Origin of the sequence: Streptomyces sp. NPDC047117 (genome assembly GCF_040643545.1) — a bacterium.
Taxonomy (GTDB): domain Bacteria; phylum Actinomycetota; class Actinomycetes; order Streptomycetales; family Streptomycetaceae; genus Streptomyces.
In genome coordinates, this window is the sequence record NZ_JBEYUN010000016.1 from 53063 (window position 1) to 67826 (window position 14764).

Below are 14764 nucleotides of genomic sequence, written 5' to 3' on the forward strand. Positions count from 1 at the left end.
ACCGCAGCGTATGGACCACGATGCCGACGAGCCACGACGACCCCTCAGCGCCCGCCCCGCGCACCCCGCGCCGCTCCCTGGGCCACGGCCCGGGCACGGCCCCGATCCCGGAGCCGTCCCCGCCCGAGCCTCCGGAACCCGAGCCCGAGTCGGAGCCGGAGCCGGAGCCGGAGCCGGTCACGGCCGAGGCCCCTGAGGCCGAGCCCGAGGACGAGCCCGGAACGGACGGTCCCGCAGCGCCCGAGGAGGGCCGGTCCGCCGCCTCCGAGGGGGATGAGCCCGCAGCGCCCGAGGGGGATGAGCCCACCGCCTCCGAAGGGGACGGCCCCGCCGCGCCCTCGGATGCCACCGTGGCCGGGGACGGGAAGTTCACTCTTCACCTGGAGAACTTCGAGGGGCCGTTCGACCTCCTGCTGCAGCTGATCTCCAAGCACAAGCTGGACGTCACCGAGATCGCCCTCTCGCAGGTCACCGACGAGTTCATGGCACACATCCGGGCCATGGGGCCGGACTGGGACCTGGACCAGACGACGGAGTTCCTGGTCGTCGCGGCCACCCTGCTGGACCTGAAGGCCGCCCGGCTGCTGCCCGCCGCCGAGGTCGAGGACGAGGCGGACCTCGCCCTCCTGGAGGCGCGCGACCTGCTCTTCGCCCGGCTGCTCCAGTACCGCGCGTACAAGGAGGTCGCCGACGTCTTCAGCCGCCGCCTGGCGGACGAGGCGCGCCGCTACCCCCGTACCGTCGGTCTCGAACCGCACCACGCCGAGCTGCTGCCCGAGGTCGTCATCAGCATCGGGGCCGAGGGGTTCGCCAAGCTGGCCGTGAAGGCGATGCAGCCCAAGGCCAAGCCGCAGGTGTACGTCGATCACATCCACGCCCCGCTGGTCAGCGTGCGCGAGCAGGCCGAGGTGGTGGTGGCGCGGCTGCGCGCGGCCGGCGAGGCGTCCTTCCAGGAGCTGACCGAGGACGCGCCGGACACCCTCACCGTGGTCGCCCGCTTCCTGGCGCTGCTGGAGTTGTACCGGGAGCGCGCGGTGGTCCTGGACCAGCCCGAGGCGCTGGGCGAGCTGATGGTCCGCTGGGCCGGTACGGAGGACGGCGCCGAGCCCGTCGTCACGGACGAGTTCGACCGTCCGGCGGAGCAGCCGGCCGACGAGAAGAGCCAGAAGGAGACGGAGACGGCATGAGCGGCCCCGGTACCACCGAAGAGACGTACGCCCTCCCCGAGGCACAGGCCCCCGAGGCCCCCGAAGAGACGTACGACCTCCCCGAGGGGCAGGCCCCCGGGACCCCCGAAGCGCCGCCCGGCGCTCTCGGGGTCGCGGCGCTCGACCTGAAGCCCGCGCTGGAGGCCGTCCTGATGGTCGTCGACGAGCCCGCCACGGAGGAGCACCTCGCCAAGGTGCTGCAGCGCCGCCGCCGGGACGTGACGATCGCGCTGCGCGAGCTGTCGGACGACTACGCCCGGCAGGGCCGCGGTTTCGACCTGCGGCTGGTCGCGGGCGGCTGGCGGTTCTACACCCGTCCGGAGTACGCCGACGCCGTGGAGGCCTTCGTCCTGGACGGCCAGCAGGCCCGGCTGACGCAGGCCGCATTGGAGACTCTGGCCGTGGTCGCGTACCGTCAACCGGTCAGCCGGTCCCGGGTCTCGGCCGTGCGTGGTGTCAACTGCGACGGCGTGATGCGCACCCTTCTCCAGCGCGGTCTGGTCGAGGAGGCGGGCACGGAAGGCGAAACAGGTGCGATCCTGTACAGGACGACGAACTACTTTCTGGAGCGGATGGGCCTGCGGGGCCTGGACGAGCTCCCCGAGCTCGCCCCGTTCCTCCCCGAGGCGGACGCGGTCGAGGGCGACTCCCGGGAAGGTGTGCCGTCGTTCGACGTAGACGACAGCGGCGACTCTCAGACGGATCATTGATGCGAAGCAGCGGCAGGAACAGCAGCGGTAGGGGCAACTACCGGGGCGCGGGCAACAAGCGCGACGACAAGCAGCAGCGCGCGGGCCGCCCCCGTCCCGAGGAGCGCCGCTACGACGTCGGCGGATCCGGCTCGGACGGCCCCGGCGACGGGCCCCGCAAGGGGCGCGGCGCGGCGGCCCGCGGTGGCGCCAAGGGCGGTCCGAAGACCGGCGCGAAGAACAGCCCCCGCAGCCAGGAGGGCAAGGGCGCCAAGGGCTCCCGCGGCCGCGGTTCCGGGCCGGCCCGCCCCCGCGAGTACGACGCGAAGATCGAGGAGCGCAACCGCGCCCGGTACGACAAGCCGGAGATCAAGACCCCCAAGACCTTCGGTGACCAGGAGGGCGAGCGGCTCCAGAAGGTGCTGGCCCGCGCGGGCATGGGCTCGCGGCGCGCCTGCGAGGAGCTGATCGACGAGGCCCGGGTCGAGGTGAACGGGCAGATCGTCATGGAGCAGGGCGTCCGTGTCGACCCGCAGAAGGACGAGATCAAGGTGGACGGCCTGACCGTCGCCACCCAGTCCTACCTCTTCTTCGCGCTGAACAAGCCGGCCGGCGTCGTCTCCACCATGGAGGACCCCGACGGCCGCCAGTGCCTGGGCGACTACGTCACCAACCGGGAGACCCGGCTCTTCCACGTGGGCCGGCTGGACACCGAGACCGAGGGCATCATCCTGCTCACCAACCACGGTGAGCTGGCGCACCGCCTGACCCACCCGCGGTACGGCGTGCAGAAGACCTACCTCGCCGCCATCCAGGGCCCGCTGCCGCGTGAGATCGGCAAGATGCTCAAGGACGGCATCCTGCTGGAGGACGGGTACGCCCGTGCCGACCACTTCCGGGTCGTGCAGCAGACCGGCAAGAACTACCTCGTCGAGGTGACGCTGCACGAGGGCCGCAAGCACATCGTGCGCCGGATGCTCTCCGAGGCCGGCTTCCCGGTGGACAAGCTCGTACGGACCTCCTTCGGCCCGATCGCGCTGGGCGACCAGAAGTCCGGCTGGCTGCGCCGCCTGACCAACACCGAGGTCGGCATGCTCATGCGCGAGGTCGACCTGTAGGCCCTCGGCCTTTACGGCCGCCGCCGGCAGTTGCGGCAGCCACTGACCACCCCTTATCGTCACCATGACGACTAAGGGGTGGTTTTTTCATGTCCGCGAAGGATCCCGCGACCGGTTCGATGCTCGGGCTCGCCCTCGGCGACGCGCTCGGATACCCGACCGAGTTCAAGAGCGTCCGCTCGATCGAGGCCGCGTACGGGCCCTGGCGGCAGCTGGAACTGCCCCGGCCGGCCCTCGTCACCGACGACACCCAGATGACGCTCGCCCTCGGGCGCGGCCTGCGTACGGCCATGGAGCGCGGCCCGCTGACCGCGGCCACGCTGGAGCCCCCGGTCCGCCAGGAGTACATCGACTGGTGGCGCTCCCCGGACAACAACCGCGCCCCCGGCAACACCTGCCTCACCGCCTGCCGGGCGCTCAGCGAGCCCGGCCGCCCCTGGGCCGAGGCCAGCCAGACCGGCTCCAAGGGCTGCGGCGCCAACATGCGCGTCACCCCCATCGGCCTGGCCCCCGGCCTGACCGACCAGCAGCGGGCCGGCGCCGCCCAGCTCCAGTCGGCCCTCACCCATGGCCACCCCACCGCCCTGGCGGCCAGCGACCTCACGACGCGGGCGGTGCGCCTCCTCGCCACGGGCGCGGACCCCGCCGAGCTGCCCCGGCTGCTCCGGACGTACGTGCACGCCGAACGCACCACCTACCACGGCGACTGGCTCGGCGATCTGTGGCAGCAGGCCGGTGCCGCGTCGCCGGAGGCGTTCATGGCGCACGGCTGGGACGAGTGCCGCGGCGTCCTGGACCGGCTGGACGCCGCCCTGCGCGCCCCCGACCCGGAGACCGACCCCTGCCTCCTCGTCGGCGAGGGCTGGATCGCGGAGGAGGCCCTGGCCGCCGGACTGCTCTGCTTCCTGCTCCTCCCCGAGGACCCGGTGGCGGCGCTGCGCCGCGGCGCCTGCTCCGCCGGCGACTCCGACTCCCTCGCCTGCCTGGCGGGCGCCTTCGCCGGTGCCCACCTCGGCGCGGACGCCTGGCCGGCGGCCTGGACCGAGCGCATCGAGTACCGCGAGGAGCTGCTGGCACTCGGCGCGCTCTGGGACGGGCGGGGCTGACCGCCGTCCGGCCGCCGGGACGCCCGTCTCGCAGGACGGGCGCGCTCGGCGGCCGGGCCCGGGGGTCGATACGCTGATCAGGCAGGCAGATACGTACGCCCGGAAGCGGCGCGTACGCGAGGACACGAGGAGCAGGACGTGGCGGTACGTGCGGTCCGAGGGGCCGTCCAGCTGGAGCGGGACGAAGCGGAGCACATGCATGAGCAGGTCGCCGAGCTGCTGACCGCCATCCTGGAGCGGAACAGCCTCGTGCCGGACGACCTGATCAGCGTCTGGTTCACGGCCACGCCCGACCTGCACAGCGACTTCCCCGCCGTCGCCGCGCGCAAGCTCGGCATCACCGACGTGCCGCTGATCTGCGCGCAGGAGCTGGACATCGCCGGGGCCATGCCGCGCGTGGTGCGCATCCTGGCGCACGTCGAGAGCCATCTGGCCAAGACGGAGATGGCGCACGTCTACCTCGGCGCGGCGGGCGCGCTGCGGAAGGACATCGCCCAGTGAGGACCGCGATCGTCATCGGCACGGGCCTGATCGGCACGTCCGCCGCGCTGGCGCTGAGCGCCCGCGGCGTCCGGGTGCACCTCGCCGACCACGACGAGGCGCAGGCCCGTACGGCCGCTGCGCTCGGCGCGGGCACCGTGGAGGAGCCCGAGGGCCCCGTCGACCTGGCGATCGTGGCCGTGCCGCCGGCGCACGTCGCGGCGGCGCTGGCGGACGCGATGCGGCGCGGCACGGCCCGTGCCTACCTGGACGTGGCGAGCGTCAAGGGCGGCCCGCGGCGCGAGCTGGCGGAGCGGGGGCTGGACCTCACGCCGTACATCGGCACGCATCCGATGGCCGGCAAGGAGCGGTCCGGGCCGCTGGCCGCGACCGCCGACCTCTTCGAGGGCCGGCCGTGGGTGCTCACGCCGACCCGGGACGGCGACACCGAGGTGCTGAACCTCGCGCTGGAGCTGGTGGCGCTGTGCCGGGCGGTCCCGGTCGTCATGGACGCCGACGCGCACGACCGGGCCGTGGCCCTGGTCAGTCACACCCCCCAGCTGGTCTCCAGCCTGGTCGCGGCGCGCCTCCGGGGCGCCGACGAGACCGCCGTACGGCTGTGCGGCCAGGGCATCCGGGACGTGACCCGGATCGCCGCCTCCGACCCCGCCATGTGGATCGACATCCTCTCCGCCAACCCCGGGCCGGTCGCCGACGTCCTGTCGGAGATCGCGGCCGACCTGGACGAGACGGTGCAGGCGCTGCGCGCCCTGCAGTCCGCCGACGAGGCCAAGCGCGGCGCGGGCGCCGGCGGCATCGAGGACGTACTGCGGCGCGGCAACGCGGGCCGCGAGCGGGTGCCGGGCAAGCACGGCGCGGCGCCGGCCGCGTACGAGATCGTCGCCGTGCACATCGGCGACCAGCCGGGCGAGCTGGCGCGGATCTTCGCGGACGCCGGGCAGGCGGGCGTCAACATCGAGGACGTCCGCATCGAGCACGCCACCGGCCAGCAGGCGGGCTTCATCCAGCTCACGGTCGAGCCCTCGGCCGTACCGGTGCTGACCGCGGCGCTCCGCGAGCGCGGCTGGTCCATCCGTCAGTAGGCGCCCGGGAGGGCGTCCCGGAAGCCTCACAAATCCCCCACGCCCGTGCGGGGAAAACACGCCTGCGTGTACCCGGTAACCTTGACGGAGGCCCATCGGGCCCCAGCATCCCCGCCCCGTGCACAAGGAAAGGTGTTCGTCACCGTGGAAACCGCCGCCCCGGCAGCAGTGATCGTCGCCATCGACGGCCCCTCCGGCACGGGCAAGTCCAGCACGTCCAAGGCGGTCGCCGCCAAGCTGGCGCTCAGCTACCTGGACACCGGTGCCCAGTACCGCGCGATCACCTGGTGGATGCTGTCCAACGGTGTCGACATCCAGGACCCGACCGCGATCGCCACGGCCGCCGCCAAGCCCGCGATCGTCTCCGGCACCGACCCGGCCGCGCCGACCATCACGGTCGACGGCCAGGACGCGTCCGGCCCGATCCGTACGAAGGAGGTCACCTCCGCGGTCAGCGCCGTCAGCGCCGTCCCCGAGGTGCGCACCCTGATCACGGACCTCCAGCGGACCATCGCCGGCTCCGCCGAGCGCGGCATCGTCGTCGAGGGCCGGGACATCGGCACGACCGTCCTGCCCGACGCCGACCTGAAGATCTTCCTCACCGCTTCGCCCGAGGCGCGTGCCGCCCGGCGCAGCGGCGAGCTGAAGGGCAAGGAGGCCGGGGACCTGGCCGCCACCCGTGAGGCGCTGATCAAGCGGGACGCCGCCGACTCCTCCCGCAAGACCTCGCCGCTGGCCAAGGCCGACGACGCGGTGGAGGTGGACACCACCGAGCTGACGCTGGAGCAGGTCATCGAGTGCGTGGTCACCCTCATCGAGGCGAAGATCGCGGAGAAGGCCGGCCCGGCCGCGGAGGCGGGGCAGGTCGCCCCGTGACCGAGGACGGCGGCCTGCCGAGCGCCGGCGGCGCCGCGGTCGGGCGGCGGATCGGGATCGGCCTGATGCACGGCTTGTGGAAGCCGCGGGTGCTGGGCGCCTGGCGGGTTCCGGCGGCCGGCCCGGTGATCTTCGCGGTGAACCACTCGCACAACGTCGACGGGCCCATGCTCATGGGCACCGCGCCGCGGCCGGCGCACTTCCTGATCAAGAAGGAGGCCTTCGCCGGGCCGCTGGACCCCTTCCTGCGCGGCATCGGGCAGGTGAAGGTCGACCGGACGAGCACCGACCGGACCGCCGTCACGCACGCGCTGGGCATCCTGGAGCGCGGCGGGGTCCTCGGGATCTTCCCGGAGGGCACCCGCGGCGAGGGCGACTTCGCGTCGCTGCGTGCCGGCCTCGCGTACTTCGCCGTACGCTCGGGGGCGCCGATCGTGCCGGTTGCGGTCCTGGGCAGCGCGGAGCGCAGCAGCCGGGTGATACCGGGACTGCCGCCGTTGCGAGGGCGCGTCGATGTCGTCTTCGGCGACGCCTTCCAGGCGGGGGACGGCAGCGGGCGGCGGACGCGCAAGGCGCTGGACGAGGCGACGGTACGCATCCAGGAGCACCTGACCGCGCACCTGACCGGGGCGCGACGGCTCACCGGCCGCTGACCGGCCGGCGGCGCGTTTCGCCGGGGGAATCCCTGGATCCCCCCTGACACTTGAGCAGTGGGCGCCGGGACGGCGGCCCACCGACCACGCAGAACGAGGAACGGACTTCATGAACGACCAGACCCCCACCGGCGACGAGCACGTCGAGCACGGCGCGCTGGGCGACGCCGAGTACACGGAGTTCATGGAGCTCGCCGCGCAGGAGGGCTTCGACCTGGACGAGGTCGAGGGGGACATCGCGGCGGCCGGTCACGGCCCGCTGCCCCGCCTCGCCGTCGTCGGCCGCCCCAATGTCGGCAAGTCGACCCTCGTCAACCGCTTCATCGGCCGCCGTGAGGCCGTCGTCGAGGACAAGCCGGGCGTCACCCGCGACCGCGTCACCTACGAGGCGGAGTGGAACGGCCGCCGCTTCAAGGTCGTCGACACCGGCGGCTGGGAGCAGGACGTGCTCGGCATCGACGCGTCCGTGGCCGCCCAGGCGGAGTTCGCGATCGAGGCCGCCGACGCCGTGGTCTTCGTCGTGGACGCCAAGGTCGGCGCCACCGACACCGACGAGGCCGTCGTCAAGCTGCTGCGCCGGGCCGGCAAGCCGGTCGTGCTGTGCGCCAACAAGGTCGACGGGCCGTCCGGCGAGGCCGACGCCGCCATGCTGTGGTCGCTCGGCCTCGGCGAGCCGCACCCGGTCTCGGCCCTGCACGGCCGCGGCACGGGCGACCTGCTGGACGCCGCGCTGGAGGCGCTGCCCGAGGCGCCGCAGCAGACCTTCGGGGCCACCGTCGGCGGCCCGCGCCGCATCGCCCTCATCGGCCGCCCCAACGTCGGCAAGTCCTCCCTGCTGAACAAGGTCGCCGGCGAGGAGCGGGTGGTCGTCAACGAAATGGCCGGCACCACCCGCGACCCGGTCGACGAGCTGATCCAGCTGGGCGGCAAGACCTGGAAGTTCGTGGACACCGCGGGCATCCGCAAGCGCGTCCACCTCCAGGAGGGCGCCGACTACTACGCCTCGCTGCGCACGGCGGCCGCCGTGGAGAAGGCCGAGGTCGCGGTCGTCCTGATCGACGCGAGCGAGTCGATCAGCGTCCAGGACCAGCGGATCATCACCATGGCCGTCGAGGCGGGCCGCGCGCTGGTCATCGCGTACAACAAGTGGGACAACCTGGACGAGGAGCGCCGCTTCTACCTGGAGCGGGAGATCGAGCGCGACCTCGTGCAGATCCCGTGGGCGATGCGGGTCAACGTCTCGGCGCGTACGGGCCGCCACATGGAGAAGCTCGTACCGGCCATCGAGACGGCGCTCGCCGGCTGGGAGACCCGGGTGCCGACCGGGCGGCTGAACGCCTTCCTCGGCGAGATCGTGGCCTCCCACCCGCACCCGGTGCGCGGCGGCAAGCAGCCCCGCATCCTCTTCGGCACCCAGGCGGGCACCAAGCCGCCGCGCTTCGTGCTCTTCGCCTCCGGCTTCCTGGAGGCCGGCTACCGCCGCTTCATCGAGCGCCGGCTGCGCGAGGAGTTCGGCTTCGACGGCACCCCGATCCACATCTCGGTGCGGGTCCGCGAGAAGCGCAGCAAGAAGAAGTAACCACAGGCGCCACCGCTTCCGGAGCCCCGCCCAGGACCCCCGCCGGGGTCCGGGGCGGGGCTCCTTCGCACGGCGCCGTGCGGCGGTCCCGGCGGGCGGTGCGGCAGCGGCTCAGTGGTGGTACGGCCGGTGGTCGCGGGGCGCGGGGGGCAGTGCCGCCGGGGTGTGGCTCCGGGAGTGCTGCGGCGGCAGCGGCACCTCGCGGCGGCCGGTCGCCGCGGGGGTGGTGCGCCGCCAGATCCGCCGCAGCACCTCCGGGCTCAGCTCGTCCTCGCCCGTACGGTCCCCGGGGAGAGCCCGGAAGGAGCGGCGGTACTCGGCGTAGAGCGCGTCGTAGATCGGCGTCGCCGACCCACGGTCCAGGTGGTGCGCGGCGGGCTCGTACGACGGGCGCATGCCGGGGATGGAGTGGAACGGGGCGCGGGGGGACGGGTCGTATGGGTGCACGTCTGTGCCAACGACCCGAAGGCCCGCGGGATGCGGCTTTGCGGGCGAATTGGCTGATCGTGGGGCATACGCGGAAGTACGGAGGGTACGGGGGTGCCGTTGGCGCACCGTTTCCGCCACGTGCGCGTGACGCCCTGGACATCCGTACGTGGCCGGGCGGACGGCCGCCCCCGCTCGGGAGGCGGCCGCCCGGAGGCCGGGCCGTCCGCTCAGGTGCCGGCCAGCGGCATCGCCATGGCGACCAGCCGGCCGTGCGCCGCCGCCTTCTCCAGTGCCTCGCGCATCAGGTCCTCGCGCGGCTGCTGGCCGATCGAGCCGTGCGGCGCGGCATACACCAGCACCGTCTGCGACTTGTTGACCGCGGCGCGCCAGCCGTCGGAGACCGGGAGCGGCTGGTGCGCCTTCCACCAGGCGTTCTGGCTGCCGGCCTCGACGCTGTCCTGGAGCACCGCGTGCAGCTGGCCCATGGCGACCAGGACGGACCAGCCGGCGCCGCCGGCGGGCAGCGTCGCCATGTCGGTGACCGGGTGGAAGCCCTGCTCCATCAGCAGCGGCAGGAAGTCGTCGTCCAGGCCGGCCGAACCGGGCCGGGCGATCGGGCTGTTGGGCTCCACCACCAGGGCGGGGCGCAGGTCGTCCTCGACGAGGACCAGGCCGCAGGTCACGCCCAGGGTCGCCTGCCGGGCGGCGGCGGGGGCGGCCGGGGCGGCGGCGGGGGACGCCGGCGCCGGCACGGTGGCCTGCGCCTCGGCGCCGGGCTCACCGGTGATGGAGCGCACGGCGCCCTTGAGCTGCTCCTCGGCCACCGACACCACCTGGGAGGGGATGCAGGTGGCGTGGGCGAACGCCAGCACGGCGGTCTCCTCGCCGATGAACAGGACGGTGCTGGTGCGCTCCTGTTCGCTGTCGCCCGGGGTGCGGCAGGAGGTGCAGTCGTAAGCGCCGGGGGCGTTGTCGCCGGCCAGCAGGCGGTCGGCCTCCTCGTCGCCGATCTCGGCGCGAACGTCGTCACTGACGTCGAGCATGCGGGGCACGGCTGACTCCTCGATCTGTGTGCGGCTGCCGGGTGGATCCCGGCGTGTAAAAAGACAACGGGCGATCTGTGGCAGGAGTCACGCGCGGGCGTGAACGGAATCGAACCGATCGGCGCACAGCGTGAACAGGGCCCCGGAAGTCGTCACTCACCGCCATCGCGTGTGCGGGCCATGCAGCCGAACGGGGTGAGGTGGCTCACAGGGCCGGAGATCGTCGGGTCGACAAATCCTGAAATCAGGGAATCTAGGGGGTGGCCGGAACTCGTCGGTACCTTTAGTAACGCACGACTGGCCTGCCCCGACAGCGCTTTGGTTGTGGCCTTGCCCGGCGGCTCCCTACATTCTCCGGCCGTGTGCACCGAGCACCGCCCGGGGACGCCCGCCGTCCGCAAGCCGGCAGCCCGGCAGTACCGCAGCAAGGCAGCACGAACCAGCGCAGCGCCGCGCCCCACGAGACGCGCGGAGCGGCGCCGCGCAGGACCCTCGGCGGGCGGGGCGGAGCGGCGGACGGGCGTCCTGAGCGCCCGGCGGCGCACCGCCCGGGGGAGGCCCGGGCTCTCCGAAAGGACATCCATGCCTTTTCGAATGGGCTCCATGCGTCGCGAAACCGTCGCCCTCGCCGGGGCGGCACTGGTGGCACCGCTCGCCCTGCTGGCCGCCGCCCCCGGGGCGAGCGCCGCGGACGGCGGCGTCTGGGATCGCATCGCGGCCTGCGAAAGCGGCGGGAACTGGCAGATCAACACCGGCAACGGCTTCTACGGCGGACTGCAGTTCACCGCCTCCACCTGGCGCGCCTTCGGCGGCCACAAGTACGCCCCCAGCGCCCACCAGGCGGGCCGCGCCCAGCAGATCGCGGTCGCGTCCAAGGTGCAGGCGGTGCAGGGGTGGGGGGCCTGGCCGGTGTGCTCGGCCCGGGCGAACGCCTCCGGCAGCGCGCCATCGGCCGGCGGCGAGGTCGCGGCCTCCCGGAAGAGCGAAACGCGGGCGGTGCGCGACAGCCGCGCCGACCGGGGCAGCTCCCGGGGCGGCAAGAACGGCTCGTACAAGGTCCGGCAGGGCGACACGCTCGCCTCGATCGCCGCGGCCCGCGGCGTGAGCTGGCGGTCGCTGTACGCGGCCAACAGGTCCGCCATCGGCGGCGATCCGCACACGATCATGCCCGGCCAGCACCTCTCGGTCTGATCCGGCCCCGCCGCCACCGTCCGTGCGTCCCCCCGCTTTACGCGGCGCGGCAGTGGCGGCGTGCCCCGCCCGGTCACCCGACCGGGTGGGGCACGCGCCGTTCGATCGCGCGCCGCGCGGCCGCTTCGCCGGACCGCCGCTAGCCTGCGGCGGTGCTCGAACCGACGGAGTTCTTCCCGATTGTTCGTACGACGGCCCGCCCGTGGCCGGCCCGTACTGCGCGCCGCGCGCGCACCGCTGTCCGTGCCGTCCGCCGGCCCGCCTTCACCCTGGCGGTGCTCGTGGCCCTGCTCGCCGGCGGTGCCGGGGTGGCCGCCGCCGAGGGCGCGGCGGGCGCCGGGGCAGGCCCGCCGGCGGCCGCCCCGCGCACCGTGCCGCAGGGGGTGCCGGGCGCCGCCGAATGCTCCCGCGAGGACTGGCCCTGGGGGTGCCTGGCCGAGTGCGAGAGCGGCGGCGACTGGAACGCCCGTACCGGCAACGGCCTGTACGGCGGGCTCCAGTTCACGCAGCAGACGTGGGAGGCGGCCGGCGGCCTCTCCTTCGCCTCGCGGCCGGACCTGGCCACCCGCGAGGAGCAGATCCAGGTCGCCGAGCGGGTGCAGGAGCAGCAGGGCTGGGGTGCCTGGCCGGCCTGCGCGCGGCGTTACGGACTGCGGGCGGGGGCACTCGCCACCCTGGATGCGAACCAACGCTCCGGGGTTCCCGTCCGTAGCTACCGATTTGCTCACGTTTCCGGAACAAAATAGCGATAGGAGTCAACCCGAAACCTCCAGCCTCGGTCTAACCGTTTGGTAGGCGGACGCTTGGCTACGTTCGCGCGAAAACCATGGGGTACGGGGACGGATGCATATTTCATTCCTGATTCACAACGCATACGGCATCGGCGGCACGATCCGGACGACGTACAACCTCGCCCGCACGCTGTCGGAGCAGCACGACGTCGAGGTCGTGTCCGTCTTCCGGCACCGTGATGTGCCGGTCTTCGAGCCCGGTGCGCGGGTCAGGCTGCGGCATCTCGTCGACCTCCGCAAGGACAGCCCCGGGTACGACGGGGAGGACCCGGCGTTCCTGCGCGAGGCCCGGGTCTTCCCGTCGTCCGAGGGCCGCTTCCGGCAGTACAGCGAGCTCACCGACCGGCGCATCGCCGCCCATCTGCGGTCCCTGGAGGCCGACGTCGTGGTGGGGACGCGGCCCGGACTGAACGTCCACATCGCCCGGCAGGCCAAGCGGGGCGTGGCACGCGTCGGGCAGGAGCACCTCACCCTCGACACGCACGGCCGGGCGCTCACCCGCCAGTTGCGCGCGGTCTACCCGCGGCTGGACGCGGTGACCACGGTGACCGAGGCGGACGCCCGGTCCTACCGCAAGCGGCTGCGGCTGCCCGGCGTGCGCATCGAGGCCGTGCCCAACAGCGTCCCCGCGCCCGGCATCCAGCCCGCCGACGGCACCGGCAAATGGGTCGTCGCGGCCGGTCGGCTGGCCAGGGTCAAGCGGTACGACCTGCTGATCCGGGCCTTCGCCATGGTGGTCGAGCGGCGCCCGGACTGGCGGCTGCGGATCTACGGCGGCGGCGCCGAGAAGGCCGCGCTGCGCGCCCTGATCGACGAACTGGGCCTGTACAACCACGTCTACCTGATGGGCCCGGCCAACCCGCTGGACCCGGAATGGGCCAAGGGGTCCATCGCCGCCGTCACTTCCAGCCTGGAGTCCTTCGGGATGACGATTGTGGAGGCGATGCGGTGCGGGCTGCCGGTGGTCTCCACCGACTGTCCGCACGGTCCCGGCGAGATCATCGAGGACGGCGTGGACGGCCGGCTGGTACCGGTCGGAAGGAAGAGCGCCGTCGCGGGCGCGCTGCTGGAGCTGATCAACGACGACGAGCGCCGGCAGCGCATGGGCCGGGCCGCGCTGGAGCGATCCGCCCGCTTCGATCCCGCACGGATCGCGGGCCGGTACGAATCGCTCTTCGGCGACCTGACCACCGGCGGTGGCCGGGGCGCGCTGCGCGCCACGGTCCACCGCACCAGAGGAGCTCTGTTGAGCGGCGCCTACGCCACCAAGGACGCGGCGCACGCCGCACTGAGAGGAGTGCGGACGGCATGAGCGCGTCGATGCAACTGCCCGCCACCGGCACCGGGTCAGGCACCCGGCAGCCGCGGCGGACCGCCCTGCGCGCCGACTGCATCGCGGACTCCGCGGGCGGTCTCACCTTCGACATCGCCGTTCCCGAACCGTCCGGCGGGGAGGCCGGCACGGTCTGGAACGCGGCGCTGGTGCTCCGGCTGCGCGGCGGCGACAGCCCGGCCGACGAGATCCGGCTGCCGCTCGGGCCGACCGGCTCGGGCCGGCTGCGGGCCGTGCTGCCCAGTACGGTCGCCCTGCCCGAAGGCCGCTGGAACGTCTACGCCGACCTCGGGGACGCCGAGGACCCGCAGCGCCTGCTGCCCGGCCTCAACGACCTGCGGTCGCTGGTGGACCGGCGCCCGCTGGCCGCCATCGGCCGGCTCGGCGTCCGGATTCCGTACGCCACCAAGTACGGCAACCTCGCCCTGCGCAGCTGGCTGCGCGGCCCGCACGCGGAGGCCGGCGAGATCCAGGTCGCCCCCGACGGCATCACCGTCGAGGGCCGGCTCTACGGCGCGGCGCTGGCCTCCGGCGCCGTCGCCGAGGCCCGGGCCCGGCACGACGACCACACGGTCACGATCCCGCTGCGGGGCGACGGGCCGGACTTCGCGTTCGTCCTGCCGCACGGCCCGCTGGCCGGTCACTGGCGGTCCGGTACCGAGCGGTGGGACCTGTGGGTGCGCACCGGCGAGGGAGCCGAGCCGGTCCGCATCTCGCGGATCCTGGACGACGTACCGGACAAGAAGCAGATCTTCACGTACCCGGCGATGCCGATCGGCGCTCCGGGCGGACAGGTCCGCGTCGGCCCGTACTTCACGGTCGACAACGATCTCTCCGTCCAGGTCGCGGGGGACCAGGCCCCGTCCTGAGTGCCCCCGCGGCCACTGCGCCCCCCGTACCTCACGCGCCCCCGATTGACCCGCGACGAACGGGGCACTCGGAGGGCGGAGGTGCTGAATCATGGTTCCTGTCCTGTTGGTCCTGCTGCTCGCATTGATCCTGTTCGGTGCTGGTTTCGCACTCAAGGCGCTGTGGTGGATCGCTGTTGCGGTGCTCGTCGTGTGGCTGCTCGGCTTCCTGTTCCGTTCGACGGGTACGGGAGGCGGCCGGGCGCGCTGGTACCGCTGGTAGCGGCGTGGACACCGCCTGCGGCGGAGCACGGAGA

The 14764-nt window shown here is 73.5% G+C and carries 16 protein-coding genes; 14 read left to right on the forward strand and 2 right to left on the reverse strand.

What is annotated here, in order from left to right:
* The first annotated feature begins 20 nt into the window (after window positions 1-20).
* The 9 genes from ABZ840_RS27445 (at window position 21) to der (ending at window position 8812) form a co-directional block, all read left to right on the forward strand.
* On the forward strand, window positions 21-1187 hold the full coding sequence (locus ABZ840_RS27445; RefSeq protein ID WP_361563252.1) for a segregation/condensation protein A: 1167 nt from the start codon (window positions 21-23) through the stop codon (window positions 1185-1187).
* Window positions 1184-1918 (forward strand): SMC-Scp complex subunit ScpB, encoded by a 735-nt coding sequence (scpB, locus tag ABZ840_RS27450; RefSeq protein WP_361563255.1) that lies wholly within the window; start codon window positions 1184-1186, stop codon window positions 1916-1918. Before ABZ840_RS27445 ends, scpB begins: the two co-directional genes overlap by 4 nt.
* Window positions 1918-3015, forward strand: a complete 1098-nt coding sequence (locus ABZ840_RS27455; protein WP_361563258.1) for a pseudouridine synthase — start codon at window positions 1918-1920, stop codon at window positions 3013-3015. The genes scpB and ABZ840_RS27455 overlap by 1 nt, the downstream gene beginning before the upstream one ends.
* Before the next feature lie 89 nt (window positions 3016-3104).
* Entirely contained in the window at window positions 3105-4121 is a 1017-nt protein-coding gene (locus ABZ840_RS27460; RefSeq protein ID WP_361563261.1) for an ADP-ribosylglycohydrolase family protein, read from the forward strand.
* A 138-nt stretch (window positions 4122-4259) separates the two neighbouring features.
* A complete protein-coding gene (gene aroH / locus ABZ840_RS27465; RefSeq protein ID WP_361563263.1) occupies window positions 4260-4622 on the forward strand; it encodes a chorismate mutase in 363 nt (120 codons plus the stop codon).
* Window positions 4619-5704, forward strand: coding sequence for a prephenate dehydrogenase (locus ABZ840_RS27470; RefSeq protein WP_361563266.1), 1086 nt, complete (start codon window positions 4619-4621; stop codon window positions 5702-5704). The genes aroH and ABZ840_RS27470 overlap by 4 nt, the downstream gene beginning before the upstream one ends.
* Before the next feature lie 132 nt (window positions 5705-5836).
* Complete coding sequence (gene cmk / locus ABZ840_RS27475; RefSeq protein WP_361563269.1) at window positions 5837-6580, forward strand: (d)CMP kinase; 744 nt, start codon at window positions 5837-5839, stop codon at window positions 6578-6580.
* Window positions 6577-7233 carry a lysophospholipid acyltransferase family protein gene (locus ABZ840_RS27480; RefSeq protein ID WP_361563272.1) on the forward strand — a complete coding sequence of 219 codons (657 nt, stop codon included), beginning with the start codon at window positions 6577-6579 and terminating at the stop codon, window positions 7231-7233. Before cmk ends, ABZ840_RS27480 begins: the two co-directional genes overlap by 4 nt.
* Window positions 7234-7342: 109 nt before the next feature.
* Complete coding sequence (gene der / locus ABZ840_RS27485) at window positions 7343-8812, forward strand: ribosome biogenesis GTPase Der (protein WP_361563275.1); 1470 nt, start codon at window positions 7343-7345, stop codon at window positions 8810-8812.
* A 111-nt stretch (window positions 8813-8923) separates the two neighbouring features.
* On the opposite strand, the gene ABZ840_RS27490 is transcribed toward der, so the two are convergent.
* Both ABZ840_RS27490 and ABZ840_RS27495 read right to left on the reverse strand, forming a co-directional pair.
* Window positions 8924-9259 (reverse strand): hypothetical protein, encoded by a 336-nt coding sequence (locus tag ABZ840_RS27490; protein ID WP_361563278.1) that lies wholly within the window; start codon window positions 9257-9259, stop codon window positions 8924-8926.
* A gap of 209 nt (window positions 9260-9468) precedes the next feature.
* Window positions 9469-10293: a hypothetical protein gene (locus ABZ840_RS27495; protein WP_361563281.1), complete on the reverse strand. Its 825-nt coding sequence runs from the start codon at window positions 10291-10293 to the stop codon at window positions 9469-9471.
* Between the two features lie 594 nt (window positions 10294-10887).
* Between ABZ840_RS27495 and ABZ840_RS27500 the strand changes: the two genes are divergently transcribed.
* The 5 genes from ABZ840_RS27500 to ABZ840_RS27520 all read left to right on the forward strand — a co-directional run bounded on the left by ABZ840_RS27500 (window position 10888) and on the right by ABZ840_RS27520 (window position 14730).
* Window positions 10888-11475 (forward strand): transglycosylase family protein, encoded by a 588-nt coding sequence (locus ABZ840_RS27500; RefSeq protein ID WP_361563284.1) that lies wholly within the window; start codon window positions 10888-10890, stop codon window positions 11473-11475.
* A 152-nt stretch (window positions 11476-11627) separates the two neighbouring features.
* On the forward strand, window positions 11628-12221 hold the full coding sequence (locus tag ABZ840_RS27505) for a transglycosylase family protein (protein WP_361563287.1): 594 nt from the start codon (window positions 11628-11630) through the stop codon (window positions 12219-12221).
* A 97-nt stretch (window positions 12222-12318) separates the two neighbouring features.
* Entirely contained in the window at window positions 12319-13578 is a 1260-nt protein-coding gene (locus ABZ840_RS27510) for a glycosyltransferase family 4 protein (protein ID WP_361563289.1), read from the forward strand.
* Entirely contained in the window at window positions 13575-14468 is an 894-nt protein-coding gene (locus tag ABZ840_RS27515; protein ID WP_361563292.1) for a hypothetical protein, read from the forward strand. Before ABZ840_RS27510 ends, ABZ840_RS27515 begins: the two co-directional genes overlap by 4 nt.
* Before the next feature lie 91 nt (window positions 14469-14559).
* Complete coding sequence (locus ABZ840_RS27520; protein ID WP_030624574.1) at window positions 14560-14730, forward strand: hypothetical protein; 171 nt, start codon at window positions 14560-14562, stop codon at window positions 14728-14730.
* Window positions 14731-14764: the final 34 nt, after the last annotated feature.

What these genes read in the sequence shown, in the direction of transcription:
- scpB (WP_361563255.1), top strand. Translation starts at nt 1,184, where the DNA reads ATGAGCGGCCCCGGTACCACCGAAGAGACGTACGCCCTCCCCGAGGCA.
- ABZ840_RS27520 (WP_030624574.1), top strand. Translation starts at nt 14,560, where the DNA reads ATGGTTCCTGTCCTGTTGGTCCTGCTGCTCGCATTGATCCTGTTCGGT.
- ABZ840_RS27500 (WP_361563284.1), top strand. Translation starts at nt 10,888, where the DNA reads ATGCGTCGCGAAACCGTCGCCCTCGCCGGGGCGGCACTGGTGGCACCG.
- ABZ840_RS27510 (WP_361563289.1), top strand. Translation starts at nt 12,319, where the DNA reads ATGCATATTTCATTCCTGATTCACAACGCATACGGCATCGGCGGCACG.
- ABZ840_RS27460 (WP_361563261.1), top strand. Translation starts at nt 3,105, where the DNA reads ATGTCCGCGAAGGATCCCGCGACCGGTTCGATGCTCGGGCTCGCCCTC.
- ABZ840_RS27515 (WP_361563292.1), top strand. Translation starts at nt 13,575, where the DNA reads ATGAGCGCGTCGATGCAACTGCCCGCCACCGGCACCGGGTCAGGCACC.
- ABZ840_RS27455 (WP_361563258.1), top strand. Translation starts at nt 1,918, where the DNA reads ATGCGAAGCAGCGGCAGGAACAGCAGCGGTAGGGGCAACTACCGGGGC.
- ABZ840_RS27445 (WP_361563252.1), top strand. Translation starts at nt 21, where the DNA reads ATGCCGACGAGCCACGACGACCCCTCAGCGCCCGCCCCGCGCACCCCG.
- der (WP_361563275.1), top strand. Translation starts at nt 7,343, where the DNA reads ATGAACGACCAGACCCCCACCGGCGACGAGCACGTCGAGCACGGCGCG.